This window comes from Actinomadura sp. NPDC048955, assembly GCF_040649435.1.
GTDB lineage: Bacteria > Actinomycetota > Actinomycetes > Streptosporangiales > Streptosporangiaceae > Spirillospora > Spirillospora luteofluorescens.
The window spans coordinates 1-15,408 of the sequence record NZ_JBEZJI010000061.1 but is presented as its reverse complement, the minus strand read 5'-3'; the positions used below and the strand labels follow the sequence as shown (position 1 = coordinate 15,408).

Annotated in this window: 12 protein-coding genes and 1 tRNA gene; 6 read left to right on the top strand and 7 right to left on the bottom strand. The window is 71.3% G+C overall.

The genetic code is table 11. From position 1 onward, the window contains the following. Positions 1–10: 10 nt before the first annotated feature. Positions 11–1,990: a serine/threonine-protein kinase gene (locus tag AB0C84_RS37275; RefSeq protein ID WP_361075391.1), complete on the bottom strand. Its 1,980-nt coding sequence runs from the start codon at positions 1,988–1,990 to the stop codon at positions 11–13. Positions 1,991–2,249: 259 nt separating this feature from the next. Here AB0C84_RS37275 and AB0C84_RS37270 point away from each other — a divergent pair, with 259 nt between their 5' ends. After that, a complete protein-coding gene (locus AB0C84_RS37270) occupies positions 2,250–2,921 on the top strand; it encodes a shikimate kinase (RefSeq protein ID WP_361075389.1) in 672 nt (223 codons plus the stop codon). Positions 2,922–2,977: 56 nt separating this feature from the next. Here the strand turns inward: AB0C84_RS37270 and AB0C84_RS37265 are convergent, their stop codons facing one another. Both AB0C84_RS37265 and AB0C84_RS37260 read right to left on the bottom strand, forming a co-directional pair. After that, complete coding sequence (locus tag AB0C84_RS37265) at positions 2,978–4,489, bottom strand: RtcB family protein (RefSeq protein ID WP_361075387.1); 1,512 nt, start codon at positions 4,487–4,489, stop codon at positions 2,978–2,980. Positions 4,490–4,732: 243 nt separating this feature from the next. After that, the gene (locus AB0C84_RS37260; protein ID WP_361075385.1) at positions 4,733–5,665 is read right to left on the bottom strand and encodes a hypothetical protein; all 933 of its coding nucleotides are present in this window, start codon (positions 5,663–5,665) and stop codon (positions 4,733–4,735) included. Between the two features lie 443 nt (positions 5,666–6,108). Here AB0C84_RS37260 and AB0C84_RS37255 point away from each other — a divergent pair, with 443 nt between their 5' ends. After that, a complete protein-coding gene (locus AB0C84_RS37255) occupies positions 6,109–8,343 on the top strand; it encodes a UvrD-helicase domain-containing protein (protein WP_361075383.1) in 2,235 nt (744 codons plus the stop codon). A 44-nt stretch (positions 8,344–8,387) separates the two neighbouring features. Here AB0C84_RS37255 and AB0C84_RS37250 read toward each other — a convergent pair. Beyond that, positions 8,388–8,460, bottom strand: a tRNA-Glu gene (locus AB0C84_RS37250). Between the two features lie 71 nt (positions 8,461–8,531). Next, positions 8,532–10,175, bottom strand: a complete 1,644-nt coding sequence (locus AB0C84_RS37245; RefSeq protein WP_361075381.1) for a metallophosphoesterase — start codon at positions 10,173–10,175, stop codon at positions 8,532–8,534. Between the two features lie 32 nt (positions 10,176–10,207). Here AB0C84_RS37245 and AB0C84_RS37240 point away from each other — a divergent pair, with 32 nt between their 5' ends. Both AB0C84_RS37240 and AB0C84_RS37235 read left to right on the top strand, forming a co-directional pair. Beyond that, entirely contained in the window at positions 10,208–10,549 is a 342-nt protein-coding gene (locus tag AB0C84_RS37240; protein WP_179832057.1) for a metallopeptidase family protein, read from the top strand. 95 nt (positions 10,550–10,644) lie between these two features. Next, a complete protein-coding gene (locus AB0C84_RS37235) occupies positions 10,645–11,973 on the top strand; it encodes an MFS transporter (protein ID WP_179844603.1) in 1,329 nt (442 codons plus the stop codon). A 161-nt stretch (positions 11,974–12,134) separates the two neighbouring features. Here the strand turns inward: AB0C84_RS37235 and AB0C84_RS37230 are convergent, their stop codons facing one another. Further along, the gene (locus tag AB0C84_RS37230) at positions 12,135–12,449 is read right to left on the bottom strand and encodes a PspC domain-containing protein (protein WP_179844602.1); all 315 of its coding nucleotides are present in this window, start codon (positions 12,447–12,449) and stop codon (positions 12,135–12,137) included. A gap of 138 nt (positions 12,450–12,587) precedes the next feature. Here AB0C84_RS37230 and AB0C84_RS37225 point away from each other — a divergent pair, with 138 nt between their 5' ends. Both AB0C84_RS37225 and AB0C84_RS37220 read left to right on the top strand, forming a co-directional pair. After that, positions 12,588–13,739: an acyl-CoA dehydrogenase family protein gene (locus tag AB0C84_RS37225; RefSeq protein ID WP_361075378.1), complete on the top strand. Its 1,152-nt coding sequence runs from the start codon at positions 12,588–12,590 to the stop codon at positions 13,737–13,739. Between the two features lie 97 nt (positions 13,740–13,836). Next, on the top strand, positions 13,837–14,859 hold the full coding sequence (locus AB0C84_RS37220) for an aspartate-semialdehyde dehydrogenase (protein WP_361075376.1): 1,023 nt from the start codon (positions 13,837–13,839) through the stop codon (positions 14,857–14,859). Here AB0C84_RS37220 and AB0C84_RS37215 read toward each other — a convergent pair. Continuing rightward, complete coding sequence (locus AB0C84_RS37215) at positions 14,856–15,068, bottom strand: DUF2277 domain-containing protein (RefSeq protein WP_179844599.1); 213 nt, start codon at positions 15,066–15,068, stop codon at positions 14,856–14,858. The genes AB0C84_RS37220 and AB0C84_RS37215 overlap by 4 nt on opposite strands. Positions 15,069–15,408 lie beyond the last annotated feature (340 nt).

Sequence of the window (15,408 nt, the reverse complement as noted above, 5' to 3'; positions counted from 1 at the left end):
CGGAGCACGGTCAGGTCTCGTCCGGGGCCGGGTCCTGTGTCCGGTCGTAGTGGTCGAGGACCCGCGCGACCGTCGGCAGATCGATGCGGTCGGGCTCCCGGAAGCGCGAGCGCACGACCTCGGCGAAACCGGCCGGTGTCGTGCATGTGACAAGAGAGAGCGACAGGGTCGAGTGGTCGCCCAGTACCACTTCACCCGTGCCTCCGGAGGGCGGCCCGACGACGAGAACGGCATCGACGTCCGAATAGTCCGGCCGCCGGTGCCGGTACCTCTTGTTGACCTGATAGAGCCATTCGCTCTCGGCTCTGCGGATTCGCTCGGCCTCCTGCGCGCCCGAGGCGAAGGACCGCCCGTCCCGTAGCAGTTCCTTGTAACTGATCCTCTGGTACACCCCGGGCGGCCATGTCGTCGTAGCGACCAGCAGCACTCTGGGCCCGCACACGACGGCGAAGGAGAAGGGGCCCTTCTCCAAGCGAAAGAAGCGAGCGGCCGGAAGCTCGGAGGGCAGATCTCCGAGGTCCGGCAGGCGGGGGTCCTCGTAGGGCTCGCCGAACCAGATCGTCTTCGCCGCGGTCTCGGCGATCGCCCGACACCGTGCCCAGTCGCTCAGTGACGAGGACTTCATCCCGGCCTCGTAGGAGTGGATCCACCGGGTGACGAAGGCGGTCGCGAACGAGACCAGGCAGGCCAGGGTCCAGGCCAGCATCAGCCACCGATCGTCACCGGCACCGATCCCCACGCGAACGCCGTAGAACACCACGGCCACGAGCAGCACGAGCCCGAGGAGAAGCCCGCCGAAGAGTCCCGGCCTGTCCGGCAGTTCATCCTCCCGCTGGGCCGAAGACCACCGATCCGGGTAGTCCCAGCTGGAGATCGCCATCGCCCCCAGCGCGTACGTGCCGACGACAAGGCAGAACAGCGGGAACACGATCCGATCCGCCGGCGACTGGTACCAGGTCAGACCGGCGGTGATCAGGAACCATGCGGGAGCGGACGCCACCGCCGCCCGCGCGACCCACGCGCGCGGCTCGCGTACCTCGGGCCACGTGAAAAGGTCCGGGTCGGGTGGCCGCCTTCTCGTCGCCGTGCGGGGGCGCGTGCTCGGGGGAGAGGGCGCGTCGCCGGGGCGTCCGTCCGAGTGGGTCTCCCGCGCACGCGCCCTAAGGTGCCAAGCGCCGGAGGGGCCCTCCCGGCCGTCGCGAAGCGCGGTGAGCCGGTCGCGGAGCATGGCCGCGTCGGGCCTCTCGGCCGGATCGAGCGCGAGCAGTCGCACGAGCAGCTGCTCCAGTCGCGGTGGGATGTCGGATCGGGCCGCACCGAGTTCCCGGGAGATGCCGTCCGGCGACGTGCTGGAGGCGTGTCCGCCCGTCAGCAGCACGTAGAGGGTGCGGCCCAGCGCGTACATGTCGGCACGAGCGTCGATCGTGCCGGGGGACTGCTCGGGCGCCATGTACGCCGCGGTCCCGGGAACGCCCCGGCCGGTGATCGACGTCGTTTCGGGCAAGCGCGCGATGCCGAAATCGCAGATCTTCACGCCGCCCCCGGCCAGCGCCATGAGGTTGGCCGGCTTGATGTCCCGGTGCACCAGACCCTGGGCGTGCGCGTAGGCCAGCGCGTCGGCCACCTCGATCGCGAGGTCCACGACCCGGTCGACGGGAAGGCCCCCGGGGCTGCCGTCCAGGAGGTCCCGGAAGCTCCGCCCGTCGAGCAGTTCCATCACCACGTACGGGGCCCCGTCGTGCCTGCCGAGGTCGTAGACCGCGGTGATCCCCGGATGCTGGAGCCTCCCCGCGGTCCTGGCCTCCCGCCGCAGCCGCGCGAGCAGCTCCGGTGCCGCGTCCGAGGGCACGTCCACGGGGACGAGTTTGATCGCCACCCGGCGTTCCAGTTCCAGATCGAGGGCTGACCAGACCTGCCCCATACCGCCCCGCCCGAGCACCTCCACGAGCCGGTATCTCCGGTTCAGCTCCAGCCCAGGTCGCGGCACCACGTCCCGTTCCCGCCCTTCGCCGTCACCCGCGCCGCGCCGTCGGCCGATGCTGCGGTGAGTGATCTTCCGTGTACTCAGCATGAGTCTTTCCGGAAAACGCCACCGCGTCCAGCGCGAGAACGGGCGGCGCGTGCGGGCTGCGAGGACGCCTGGAACCGGACGGCCCGTCAGTACGCTGAGCACTACCGGACCGACGACCGGCCGCGGTGGCGGTTGCGGTGAGAGCCCAAGCCGACAGGCGCGCGCGAGGAGCCGACGAATGCACTCAGCCCTGGACGAAGGGGCTCACCCCGGTGTCGCGCGGGAGAGGTTGCGGCACGTCTACTGGATCGGCGGCGGCAGCGGGGCCGGGAAGTCGACCATCGCCCGGCGCATCGCCGGCCGGTACGGGATGCGCCTGTACGACACCGACGCGGTCATGCCCGACCACGCCCGCCGCATGCCCGCCGAACGGGCTCCCTACCTGCGCGACTTCGCGGCCATGAACATGGACGAGCGGTGGGTGGACAGGAGCCCGCGCGAGATGCTCGACACCTTCCACTGGTACCGGGGTGAGGGATTCGACCTGATCGTCGAGGACCTCCTCGCCCTCCCCGCCGACCGCCCGGTGCTGGCCGAGGGGTTCCGGCTGCTGCCCGACCTCGTCCGGCCCCTGCTCACCGAGATCGGCCACGCCGTCTGGCTGCTGCCCACGCCCGGGTTCCGCCAGGCGGTGTTCGACGACCGCGGCGGGCCCGCGTGGGGGTTCGTCGCCAAGACGGCCGACCCGCCGCACGCGCTACGGAACCTGCTCCAGCGCGACGCCATGTTCACCGACCGGCTCACCGAGCAGACCCGGGGCCTGGACTTGAACGGGCTCAGAGTGGACCCCACGGTCACCGAGGAGGACCTCGCACGCCGAGTCTCCGCGGCGTTCGGCCTGGAACAGTAGAACGAGGGAACGACGGCCCGGCCGTCCGCGACGTCCGGACGGCCGGGCCTGGCGGGTCACCCCTTGACGGTCAGCAGCGGCCGCAGCTCGACCACCGGGTCCGCGACGCGGGCCCGTCCCAGGCTGGACACCACGGGGCCGATGTCCTTGTACACCCACGGCGCCTCCTGCTTGAGGTCGCGCCGCCAGGCGGCCATGACGTCCGCGCGGCGCGCCACCGCGGGATCGCGGTGGTCGAGGGGCGTGACCACACGGAACTCGGTGAGGAACGCGTCGAGTCCGGCGTCGCCGGCCCGGGACGCCGCCCCGCGCGGAACGCGGCGTCCGGCGCCGTGGCACGCGCTCGCCAGCGTCCGCGGGTTGCCGTGCCCGCGCAGCACGTAGCTGGCCGCCCCCATCGACCCGGGCACGATCACCGGCTCGCCCCACATCGCGTACGGTCCGCCTGCCATGTCGGCGTACCCGCCCGCGGGCGTCGCGCCCTTGCGGTGCACCACCGACCCGTCGTCGTCGCGCCACAGCAGGTTGTGCGGGGCGTCGTAGACCAGATCGGCGGAGAGGGCGCCGCACTCGGCGGCGAGCCCCTGGCGCAGCATGAGCGAGAGGAAGAACCGGTTGCCGACCGCGAAGTTCGCGGCGTTGCCGAACGCGTCGAGGTAGCGCCGGAGGACGGCCTCGTTCCGCTCGCCGAGGAGGATCGGAAGGATCTTGTTGTCCGGCTTCGGGACGCGTGCGGGCCAGGCCCTCCTCGCCTGCTCCAGGCCGTCGGCGTTGGCCTGGTGCCCCAGCGAGAGCGAGCCGCTGTGCACCATCAGGACGACCTGCCCGAGCTCGAACCCCCAGGCGTAGGCGGCGTGCCGGTCGTGGACCGACGCGACGTACTGGAGCTCGGCGAAGTGATTGCCTCCACCGACGCTGCCGATGATGCTGTCGTAGCTGGTGCCGCCCGCGCTGTCGATCCAGTCGCGGAACGGTTCGGCGGTCGTGGTCGGGTACCGCTCGCCGTGGATCCGGCCCGGCCGCCCGTCCTCGGGCCGGTGCTGCGACCAGACTCCGCCCGCGCGATCGCCCGGAACGCCGAGCAGGCCGGGCAGCCCGTCGCGCAGCAGGGCCTCCCGCTGGACCCCCGACAGCGCGATCCGCCGGCCGCCCTCGAAGAACAGGTGCCGCAGCCGCCCTTCCAGCGCGTCCAGGCGGGGACGGACCTGGTCGACGGTGAGCGAGGTCGTCTCCAGCCGCATGCCGCAGTTGATGTCGTTGCCGACCGCCTGCGGGATCAGCGCGCCGGTGGTCCGCAGCACGGTGCCGATCGGGATCCCGGCACCCTTGTGCAGGTCCGGGGTGAGCGCGACGCGGTCGATGCGCGCCTCCCCGCCCCCGGTCGCGTCGGCGAGCCGCGCCAGGGTGCCGGCGGTCTCGAGCACGGTGAGGACCTCCTCGACCGCGCCGGGCTCTATCGGCACGTCGGCGCCGGCGCAGATGTCGACGGGGACGTCCCACCGGTTGGGGAGATGGAGCCAGTCGTCGTCGGTACGGACGAGGCGAGAATCCTGCTGGAGCGCGGTCATGAGCTTCCCTGGTGGCTGCTGTGTTTCGGGCATGGGTCACGGACGTGGTCGTCCAGAACGGACGCACGGGACATCGCTCAGCAGGCGATGGACTCCCCGAGGTTCAGCAGCCGCGAGGTGGGACGAACAGTAGCCGGGCCGCGCAGCCCGGCCAACCGAATATGCGTTCCGGGCGGCCGCGCGGACGGGCGGCCACCTGGCAGCACGCGAACGGCGGGGAGGCAGAGCCTCCCCGCCGCCGGGTCACTCAGAGCCGGCCTTCCGACTCTGGATCACCGCCGCCCCGCAGGAGGCGACGAGGATCAGGCCGATCGCCGCCGACCCCAGCGGGCCGGGGGCGGTGTGCGCCGCGAGCATCCCCAGGAAGGTCCCGAGGAGGGTTCGCAGCGGGGAGAGCATCACGGTCGTGGACGCGAGAAGGCCTCTGGCGTAGGCCTTCACCATGACGACTCCGTTGAGAAGCGAGAGGAACATGCCGCTGCACGCGCAGATCAGCAGATACAGCCAGTAGCCGTCCGTCACGCCGGCCCAGTCGCTCTCGAACGCCCACGCGCCCAAAGCGAGGATGACGAAGGCGGGGATGGAGGCCAGAGTGTTGATCTTTCCGCTGACCTCCGTGCCGAACACCTCCATCTTCCTGCTGTAGTAGGCGTACGTGGCCGCGGTGAGGAACAGGATTCCGAGGCCCAGCCCCCAATCCGGAACGAGCCGGCCGAGGACGTGGAGCCGCGGTATCGCGTCAGTGAAGGCCCGCCCGCCCGCGCCGCCCGCTCCGCCGGCCGTGTCGGCGGCCAGGGTCCAGATGCCGAGCCCGGCGAGGACCGGCCACATGGCGGTCGAGTATCTCCCGTTCCTGGCGTCCCGCACGACCCTGGGTCCGACCAGGAAGATGGCGCTGAACAGGAACGAGAGGGGCTGCAGGAGTTGTAACTGAACCCACCTCAAGCCGTTCTGGTAGGCCATGTTGTTCACCCCCATGCTGATGCCCAGGAGGAGAGACGGCATCCATACGGACCAGCGGCTTCGCAGCGAAGGTCTGAAGAACAGCCACAGGACCGGCGTGCCGAAGAACACCGAGACGCAGGCCGCCGTCATCGGTCCCACGTTCTTGGTCACGCCCGTGAGCGCCAGGACGAAGCCATTGGCGACACCCGCCGCGTTCGCGGTCATGACCATCGCGAGCACCCTCTTGTCCGCGGCGCGGAGATCGCTTGACAGCGTCCCCAGATACCTGCGGACGCCTGCGAGGAGATCTCGCGGGCGCCAACTTTTCTTTGTCACGGGAACCCCTTTGTTTGTTGGGGCGCACAAAGGGATTCCGGTGACGTCTGCCCCGGCCCTTCGTGCGCCCGCTTTCGCGGACGACTGAAGAGCCAGGGGCTTTTCAGTTTTGATTGCGCGGCGATCTTATCAGGAGGGTGTCCGGGGAAAGGGGGGCCAAATCCGCCGGAGAGGCCGCGGAGCCGCCGCGCGGGCCGGTCCGGGGGAACTGCGGAAAGGGGGCCTCAGCGCCGTTCTGAAGACGGAGTGCGGCCGCGGCCCGACCGCATCGAGCGGGTCAACGGGCCGCCCGGTGACCATGACCCGCTCGGCATGCGCCGCCGCCCGAGCCGCCCGCCGTGGTCGCGCCGCCGCCCGCGCGGGTGGAGACAAATGTGGCCAATGCGCTGTTGACTCGAAGGTCGTTGTTGCTATCTGTTGAAGATCGTAACTTTCCGACGGGGTCGAGAGGCGCGCGATGGGGGCTGGCGGATCGGCGGGGGCACGGGGGCGGCGGGCGCGCGAGGACGCGCTGGAGCTGGCGCGGCGGTCGCGGGAGGCCTACGAGCTGGCCGGGCGCTTCGAGGCCGCGGCCGAGGCGGAGCGCCGAGGCGGAGCGCCGCGTCGCGGCGACGCTGCTGAGCCTGACGGCCCTGGGCTGGCGGTTGCTGGTCGACCGGCGCTGGCCGGGCTCACGGTCGGCGAACGTGGACATGATCATCGTGGGGTCGGGCGGGGTGTTCGTCATCGACGTCAAGCGCTGGCGGGACGTGCCCCGGGTCGATGACGGTCGCCTGACGGCCGGTGCGCAGGACCGCGACGGTGAGGTCCGCAAGCTGCTGGCCATGACCCGTACGGCCGAGGAGCAGGTGGCGGCGCTGGGGCTGTCCCCGGTCGCGGTGCGTCCGCTGATGGTGTTCGCCGGCCACCGTCTGGACACCGAACTCGGCCGCGTCCGGCTGCTCGGTGACCCCGATGCGGTCAACGCGCTGGTCGCCGAGCCGAAACGGCTGACTCCGGCCATGGTGCGCGCGGTCACCGCGCATCTGGAGGAGGCCTTCCCCGCCTACGAGACCACGGTGCTGGACGAGCGGCCGCGTGCCTCGACGTCGTCGGACGCGGAGGGGGAGGCCTTGTTCGCCGTGGAGGAGGTGGAGCAGGCGGCCATGAAGTCGCTGCTGCACGCGCCGATCGAGCAGTGGATGACGTTCTTGCACGCCGACCAGGTGGCTCTCGCGCGTCGCGACTGGAGCGGACCGGCGCGTATCAGCGGCCCGGCCGGAACCGGGAAGACCGTCGTGGGTCTGCACCGCGCCGCGCACCTGGCGGCCCGCGGCGCGGGTCGGATCCTGTACGTCACCTACGTCAACAACCTGCCGCGGGTGCAAGGGCAGTTGTTCCGCCGGATGGCGGGGACGTTCGCCGACCGGGTGGAGTTCACCAGCCTGCACGCCTGGGCGCAGGCGTTCCTGGCCGACCGGGGCGTCCACGTACCGCTGAAGCGCGACCGGGCCGCGGACGCGTTCTCCCGTGCCTGGGTGAGCGTGGGCCGCGACAGCGTGCTCACCGAGATCGACCCCAATCCCGGGTACTGGGAGGAGGAGATCCATTACGTCATCAAGGGCCGGGGCCTGTCCACCCTGGACGAGTACCGCTCCGTCGCACGGTACGGCCGCCGCACCGCGCTGCAGACGGCGCACCGGGAGGCGGCGTGGCTGCTCTACGAGGAGTACGAGATGCTGCGCGGCGAACGCGGCGTCTGCGACTTCAGCGATGTGCTGCTGGCGGCGCTGGCGGAGCTGGGCGAGCGCCCGGCCGATCCGCCGTACGCCGCGGTGATCGTCGACGAGATCCAGGACCTCACCCTGACCGGCGTCAGACTGCTGAACGCCCTGGCCGGGGACGGCCCGAACGGCCTGCTGCTGATTGGGGACGGGCAGCAGGCGGTGTATCCGGGCGGGTTCCGGCTCGGCGAGGCGGGGATCGGGATCAAGGGCCGCGGCGCGGTGCTGCGCACCAACTACCGCAACGCCGCCGAGATCCTGCGGACCGCGATGGAACTGGTCTCCGACGACCCGTTCGACGACCTGGACGGTCCGAGCCCCAACGGCCGCCGCAGCGTCGACCTGACCTACCACGATGGAAGGGTGCTGCGCGTGGAGGCCGCAGACGGGGCCGACCACGACCAGCGGCTGGTGAAGGCGATCAAGGAGCTGGCCGACGGCCCGGGCGCGTTCGCCGACATGGCGGTCCTGTGCCGCTCGTTGAAGGAGATCGGCGACCACCACCGGCTGCTGACCCGTGCGGGCATCCCGGTCCTGCGGCTGGAGAACTATGACGGGCGTCCGGTCGACGCCGTCAAGCTCGGTACCTACCGGCGCGCCAAAGGGCTGGAGTTCAAGTACGTCTTCCTGCCCCACCATGACGCCGACCTGCCCGCCTCGGCCAGGGAGGCCGCCGCCGACCAGGAACGCGCCGAACTCGCCCGCCGCCAGCTGTTCGTCGCCATGACCCGCGCCCGCGACCTGCTCTGGCTCGGCTCGGTCACCGGCACGTCAGGCCGCGGCCGGCGAGAAGATCGCAGATCTCAGTGAGCACCCGCCGGACGAGCGAGAACGCTCTCCGTCTTTCGGTCGTGTACCCCCTACCGGATTCGAACCGGCGCTACCGCCTTGAAAGGGCGGCGTCCTAGGCCGCTAGACGAAGGGGGCCCGTGGTGGCGGAGATGGTCGCCACTCGACTCGCCAAGTCTAGAGGACGTGGCGGGGCGGCGTGCAAACGGTTACCCCGGAGAGGGGGTGCGGGACGGTGTGACGGTCGGGGACGGGGTGCGGGACGGCCAGTCGGACGGGAACTCCGAGGGGAACGGGGACGTCGGGGACGCGGGCGGGGACGCGGCCGGGGGCTGGGGCCTGAGGACGCGGTCCGGGGCGGGTTCGAGGTGGCGTTCGATCTGCGCGGAGGTGAGGCCGAGGCCGCCGAGCCGGAGGTCGTCCCAGCCCTGGAGGCGGTGGCTGGCGCGGCTGAAGTAGAGGACGGACAGCTCGATCGGGGTGGGCTCCTCGTGTTCGAGGCCGCGCAGGCCGGCGCCGCCGGTGGAGCCCTGGACGAAGAGGCGGGTGCCGGTCGGCAGGAGCTTGGTCGAGCGGGCGTGGGTGTGGCCCGCGAGGACCATGGGGGCGACGCCGGAGAAGCCCTCGCCCTCGGTGGGGTCGTGGGTGACGACGAGGTCGGGGAGTTTGCCCGCCTTGCGGAGTTCGTCGGCGTGCCGGAGGCCCTCGGCGCGGAGCTGGTCGGCGCCGACGTAGTCGTCGCGGGTGCTCTTGTCGGGGGTGAAGCGGGGGTCGCCGAGGCCGTAGACGCGCAGGCCCGCGACCTCGCGGGTCCCGCCGCCGTCCAGGACGATGGCGTTCTTCTCCCGCGCGACCGCCTTCTGGGTCTCCTTGGAGTCGTGGTTGCCGCGGACGTAGACGTAGGGGACCTTCAGGCCGGAGATCTCGTCGGCGAACTTGTCCTCGGGCTTGCTGCCGTGGTCCATCAGGTCGCCGCTGTCGATGATGACGTCCACCTTGAACTGGGTGCTGACGGACTTGATCACGTTCCAGGCGGCGGGGTTGAGGTGGATGTCGGAGACGTGCAGGACGCGGATGGTGGACGGGTCGGGCTCGTAGGTGGGGAGGGTGGAGGTGGTGGCGTACAGCTCGGAGATGTTGCCGACGAGGCGGGCGAGCTGGGCGCGGTAGGCGGAGAAGCGCTCGACGATGCTGCGGGCGTCGCCGACGACCTGCGGGGCGTTGGCGAGCAGGCCGGTGTAGCGGGGCTCGGCGATGGACTGGGGGTTGAACGTCCCCCAGGTGACGAGGGTGACGGCGACGAGGCCCGCGGCCGCGGAGCCCAGCCCGAGCAGGGCGCGCCGCCAGGAGCGGAACAGGACGAGGGACGCGAGGAAGCTCGTGGCCAGGCCGATGAGGACGGCGCGCAGGAGGAGCTCGGAGAGGCCGTGCCGGAGCTGGCCGCCGATCTGGTCGGTGAGCCGGTCGAGCTCGGTGTCGTCCTCGATCAGCTTCTTGGCCTGGTCGGGGCGCAGGTCGGTGAGGCGGGCCTCCAGGGAGACGGGTCCCCCGTGGGTGTCGAGCCGGAGGGAGCCGAGCGGGGGCAGCTTCAGGACCGTCCCGCCGTGCAGGGACGGTTGCAGGGTGAGCTGGACGTCCGCGGGGCCGACGGGGGTGACGTAGCTGCCGCCGGCGAGGAGGCCGAGATAGCCTCCGGCGAGCCCGACGATGACGACGAGGGAGAACCGCGTCCAGCGGCTTTCGAGGACGGGCCGGGCGCGGCGGGTGACGGGCGAGCAGGCGGCGCGGACGCGCGCGGCCTGTGCGCGCACGGCCGCGAGAGCCTGGGTCGACGCGGCGCGGACCTTGGGCACGTGTTCCCCTTCTGTCGAGCAGAATGATCGGTGTGATGGAGTTGTCGCGAGAGGCGTTCGAGGACCTCGTGGCGGAGGCTCTCGACAGTGTGCCGCCCGAGCTCACCGCCCACATGCGCAATGTCGTCATCGTCGTGGAGGACGATGCGCCGGAGCGCGGCCTTCTCGGCCTGTACCAGGGCATCCCCCTCACCGAGCGGGGCGACTGGTACGGGGCCGTCCTGCCCGATCACATTTCGATCTACCGCCACGAGATCCTTCGTATCTGCGACACCGCGGAGGACGTGGTGGAAGAAGTCCGGATAACAGTCGTACACGAGATCGCGCACCACTTCGGGATCGACGACGAGCGGCTGCACGAACTCGGATATTGAACCGGGAAATGCGCACTGTAGGTCACGCGACTGCCACGCAGCGTGAGTTAATAGGGGAGGGCGCCCGGCACCGGGCGGGCTGAACTGGAGCGTGCGTGGCGGGAAGGCAGACCGGCCGGCATCGTCGACCGCCGGATGAGCAGGCGACCTACCGCGAGGTGTTCGCGGTGGGTGAGTTCCGCGCCCTCTGGCTCGCGCAGGCCCTGTCGTTCGTCGGCGACCAGCTCGCGCAGGTCGCGCTCGCCGTGCTCGTGTACGACCACACGAGGTCGACGCTGCTGACGGCGCTGATGTACGCGCTGACCTACCTGCCGCCGATCGTGGGCGGGCCCGTGCTGTCCGGGCTGGCCGACCTCTTCCCGCGCCGCACGGTCATGGTCGTCTGCGACGTCCTGCGGGCGGGGCTGGTGGCGGTGATGGCGCTCGTGCCGATGCCGGTCGCGGGCCTCGCGGGGCTGGTGTTCCTCACGGTGCTCCTGGGGACGCCGTTCTCCGCCGCCCGCGCCGCCGTCATGCCGGACGTGCTGGAAGGCGACAGGTATGTGGCGGGGTCGGCGATCGCGAACGTCACCCAGCAGATCACGCAGGTGCTGGGCTTCCTCGTGGGCGGCGCGGCCGTCGCCGTCGTCGGGACCTACGAGGCGCTCGGGCTGGACGCGCTGACGTTCGGCGCGTCCGCCGTCGTGCTGATCGGCGGGCTGCGGCGGCGGCCCGCGCAGCGGCGCAGGGAGCTCCAGTCGCTCGGGCTGTGGCGCGGCACGCGCGACGGCGTGCGGCTCGTGTTCGGCGATCCGGTGCTGCGGTCGCTGGTGCTGTTCGCGTGGCTGTGCGCGTTCTACGTGATCCCCGAAGGCCTGGCCGTCCCGTACGCGGCGACGTTCGGGGGCGGCGCGGTGACGGCCGGGCTGCTGCTGGCGGCGATGCCGGCGGGGATGGTGGTGGGCTCGCTGCTGTTCAGCCGGTTCGTCCGCCCGGCGAGCCGGCTGCACGTCATGGGGTGGATGTCGATGCTGGCGTGCCTGCCGCTGATCGGCGCGGGCGCGCATCCGCCGCTGTGGTGCGTCGTCGCGCTGTGGGCGCTGTCGGGCGTCGGCGGCGCCTACCAGCTCGCCGCCAACACCGCGTTCGTGGGCGCGGTGCCGGCGTCGGGGCGGGGGCAGGCGTTCGGGCTCGCCCAGTCCGGCATCCTCGCAGGGCAGGGCGTCGGCATCCTCGTCGGCGGCGCAGCGGCCCAGGTGCTGGGGCCGGAGACCGTGGTGGCGCTCTCCGGCGTTCTCGGCCTGTCGGCCGCCGCCATCCTGACCCTGGGCTGGAACCAGGTTCGCGGAGGCGTCATCGCCGGGTCCCGCGAGCACGTCGAACCCGTCGTCGTCACCCCCTCCTCCGGGGGCGGCGACGAACTATCCGGCATCCCGGCGTCCTAGGGCCTGTCTCGAAGTGGCTCCGGTCAAGCGCGCGAACGCGTGAACTGGCCGGTGGAGCGAGGCCGGAGGCGAGCGGAACCGGGCAGATCGCGAAGCGATGCCGCGTTCGCCAAGGCCCGGTCACGTAGCGAGCGAAGTGGGCCGGGGCTTTGAAACACAGCCTAAGCGTGGGTGCGGTTCTTGTTGACCGCGTCCTTGCCCTTCCGCACCGCGTCCTGGACGGTCGGCGAGTCGCTCGCCTTCTTGAACAGGTCCTCGGCGACCGACTTCTGCGCGCCCTCCTCGGGGATGAGGAGCCACGCGATCGCGTAGAGCGCGACGCCCGCCCCGCCGAAGAGCGTGAAGACGGCCAGGCCGAGCCGCAGGAGGTTGGGGTCGACGCCGAGGAACCGGCCGGCACCGGAGCACACGCCGGCGATCATGCGTCCCTCGTGCGTGCGGCGGAGCTGCTTGCCCGTGGTCTTGTCCATGTCCATGCCTCGATCATGCCCACCCGAAGGTAACTCTGACATCCGGATTCGCCCTGATTCATCCCTGATCGGACCCCTGCCCGGTCAGGGTCGGCTCTCCGACGTACCCTCGTCGCGGACGGCCCCCGACGGAGGAGACCCCGCATGGACGTGCTGCGCGTGGACGACCGGCTCACCGACGAGGAGCGGATGGTCCGCGACACCGTGCGCGCCTTCGTGGCGGAGAAGGTGGCGCCGCACCTGGCGGGCTGGTTCGAGGACGGGACGTTCCCCGCACGCGAGCTGGCCCCCGAGCTGGGCAAACTGGGGTTGCTCGGCATGCACCTGGAGGGCTACGGCTGTGCCGGGACGAGTGCCGTCGCCTACGGGGTCGCGTGCCGGGAGCTGGAGGCGGCCGACTCAGGGCTGCGCAGCTTCGTGTCCGTCCAGGGGTCGCTGGCGATGGCGGCGATCCACAAGTACGGGTCGGAGGACCAGAAGAACGAGTGGCTGCCGAGGATGGCCGCCGGGGAGGCGATCGGCTGCTTCGGGCTGACCGAGCCCGACCGCGGCTCCGACCCCGGCGACATGCTCACCCGCGCCGTCCGGGACGGCTCCGGCTGGGTGCTGGACGGCACCAAGATGTGGATCACCAACGGGTCGATCGCCGACGTCGCGGTGGTGTGGGCGCGCACCGACGACGGGATCCGCGGGTTCCTCGTCCCCAAGGGCACCCCGGGGTTCACGGCGAGCGACATCCACCGGAAGCTGTCCCTGCGGGCGTCGGTCACCTCCGAGCTGGTGCTGGACGGCGTGCGGCTCCCGGAGTCGGCGATGCTGCCCGGCGTGAAAGGCCTGAAGGGCCCGCTCGGCTGCCTCTCCGAGGCCCGCTACGGGATCCTGTGGGGCGCCGTCGGCGCCGGACGGTCCTGCTACGAGGCGGCCGTCGACTACGCCAAGACCCGCGAGCAGTTCGGCAAGCCGATCGGGTCGTTCCAGCTCACCCAGGAGAAGCTCGCCTGGATGGAGGTCGCCCTCGGCCAGGCGGGCCTCGTCGCCCTGCACGTCGGGCGGCTCAAGGACGAGGGGAACGTGACCCCGCAGCAGGTCTCGTTCGGCAAGCTCGCGAACGTCCGCGCCGCGCTGGACGTCGCCCGCGAGGCCCGGACCGTCCTCGGCGCCAACGGGATCACGCTCGAATATCCGGTCATCCGGCACATGAACAACCTGGAGAGCGTCCTGACCTACGAGGGCACCCAGGAGGTTCACCTGCTGACCCTGGGGAAGGCCGTCACCGGGCTGGACGCCTTCCGTTAAGCGTTGCTTGAACCCTGCGCGTAGGGTTATTCACTGGACGTCCTGCATCCGACCTGGGCAGACTCGCCCGGTCAAGCGATCTACACAAGGGAGCGGCATGAGAGTCGGCATCGTCGGGGCCACCGGACAGGTCGGGGCCAAGATGCTCGAGATCCTGGCCGAACGGGGATTTCCGGTCGACGAGCTGCGGCTCTTCGCCTCGGCGCGCTCCGCGGGCCGCAGGCTCCCGTGGAACGGCACCGAGATCACCGTCGAGGACGCGACGGCCGCCGACTACACCGGCCTCGACATCGTGCTGTTCTCCGCGGGCAAGACCACGTCCAGGGAACTGGCCCCGAAGGTCGCCGCCGCCGGAGCCGTCGTGATCGACAACTCGTCGGGCTGGCGCATGGACCCGGACGTCCCGCTGGTCGTCGCCGAGGTCAACCCGCACGCCGCGACGCAGCGCCCCAAGGGCATCATCGCCAACCCGAACTGCACCACGATGGCCGCGATGCCGGTGCTGCGCCCCCTGCACGCCGAGGCCGGGCTGATCGCCCTCGTCGTCTCGACCTACCAGGCCGTCTCCGGCAGCGGCCTCGCGGGCGTCGCCGAGCTGCACGACCAGGCGGCCAAGACCGTCCAGACCGCCGACCGGCTCACCCACTCCGGGACGGCCGTGGAGTTCCCCGAGCCGTCGGTCTACGTGAGCCCGATCGCGTTCAACGTGCTCCCGATGGCGGGCTCGATCGTCGACGACGGCCGCGCCGAGACCGACGAGGAGCAGAAGCTCCGCAACGAGAGCCGCAAGATCCTGGAGCTGCCGGACCTGAAGGTGTCGGGCACCTGCGTGCGCGTCCCCGTCTTCACCGGGCACTCCCTCCAGGTCAACGCCCGCTTCGAGCGCCCGCTCAGCCCCGAGCGCGCCAGCGAGCTGCTGGCGGGCGCGCCCGGCGTCGTCCTCTCGGACGTCCCGACGCCGCTCCAGGCCGCCGGCCAGGACCCCACCTACGTGGGCCGCATCCGCCGCGACGAGACCGTCGAGAACGGCCTCGCCCTCTTCTGCTCCGGAGACAACCTCCGCAAGGGCGCGGCCCTCAACACCGTCCAGATCGCCGAACTGGTCGCCGCCGAGGCCTAACGGCGCCCCCGCACCTCCAGCGTCTCGAGTAGGGCGGCGGTGCTCCGCGCGATCTCCTCGACGGCCCGGTCGAACGCCTCCGCGTTGTGCGAGGCGGGCGCCCGGAACCCGGAGATCTTCCGCACATACTGGAGCGCCGCCGCCCGCACATCCTCATCGGTGACGTCATCAGAGTAAGGCGGACGAAGCGTCTTAATACTTCTGCACATGCTTACAGCATTGCACTCCTCCTTCGGGCCTGGCGGCCCTCCATCGTCGTGCGATGCGGGCGATCGCTGGCATCGCTCCGGCTCGCCTGGCGGCTCGCTGCGCGATCAGGTTCTCGCTTCGCTTGAACCTGCCTTCGGACGCGATCGCGGCCTGGAGGTTGTTGCGGGGTTGCGGCCGGGGCTGAGGTCGCCTGGAGAGGGTGGTGCGGCTTCGGTGATCGGCACAAAAACGCCCCTCCGGCAGTGGCGCATTCGAGGGGTCGTCGCAACACCGGTTGATCAACTGGCTTTGGTCAGGAGCTTAGCGAGTCGCTGGGCTGGGGTTTCCCAGGCGAGTGTC

Bases quoted from the DNA above. Each gene is read 5' to 3' on its own strand.
- AB0C84_RS37230 (WP_179844602.1), bottom strand. From the start codon at position 12,449: ATGGACATGGACAAGACCACGGGCAAGCAGCTCCGCCGCACGCACGAG.
- AB0C84_RS37260 (WP_361075385.1), bottom strand. From the start codon at position 5,665: ATGGTCATGACCGCGAACGCGGCGGGTGTCGCCAATGGCTTCGTCCTG.
- AB0C84_RS37270 (WP_361075389.1), top strand. From the start codon at position 2,250: ATGCACTCAGCCCTGGACGAAGGGGCTCACCCCGGTGTCGCGCGGGAG.
- AB0C84_RS37265 (WP_361075387.1), bottom strand. From the start codon at position 4,489: ATGACCGCGCTCCAGCAGGATTCTCGCCTCGTCCGTACCGACGACGAC.
- AB0C84_RS37215 (WP_179844599.1), bottom strand. From the start codon at position 15,068: ATGTGCAGAAGTATTAAGACGCTTCGTCCGCCTTACTCTGATGACGTC.
- AB0C84_RS37225 (WP_361075378.1), top strand. From the start codon at position 12,588: ATGGACGTGCTGCGCGTGGACGACCGGCTCACCGACGAGGAGCGGATG.
- AB0C84_RS37220 (WP_361075376.1), top strand. From the start codon at position 13,837: ATGAGAGTCGGCATCGTCGGGGCCACCGGACAGGTCGGGGCCAAGATG.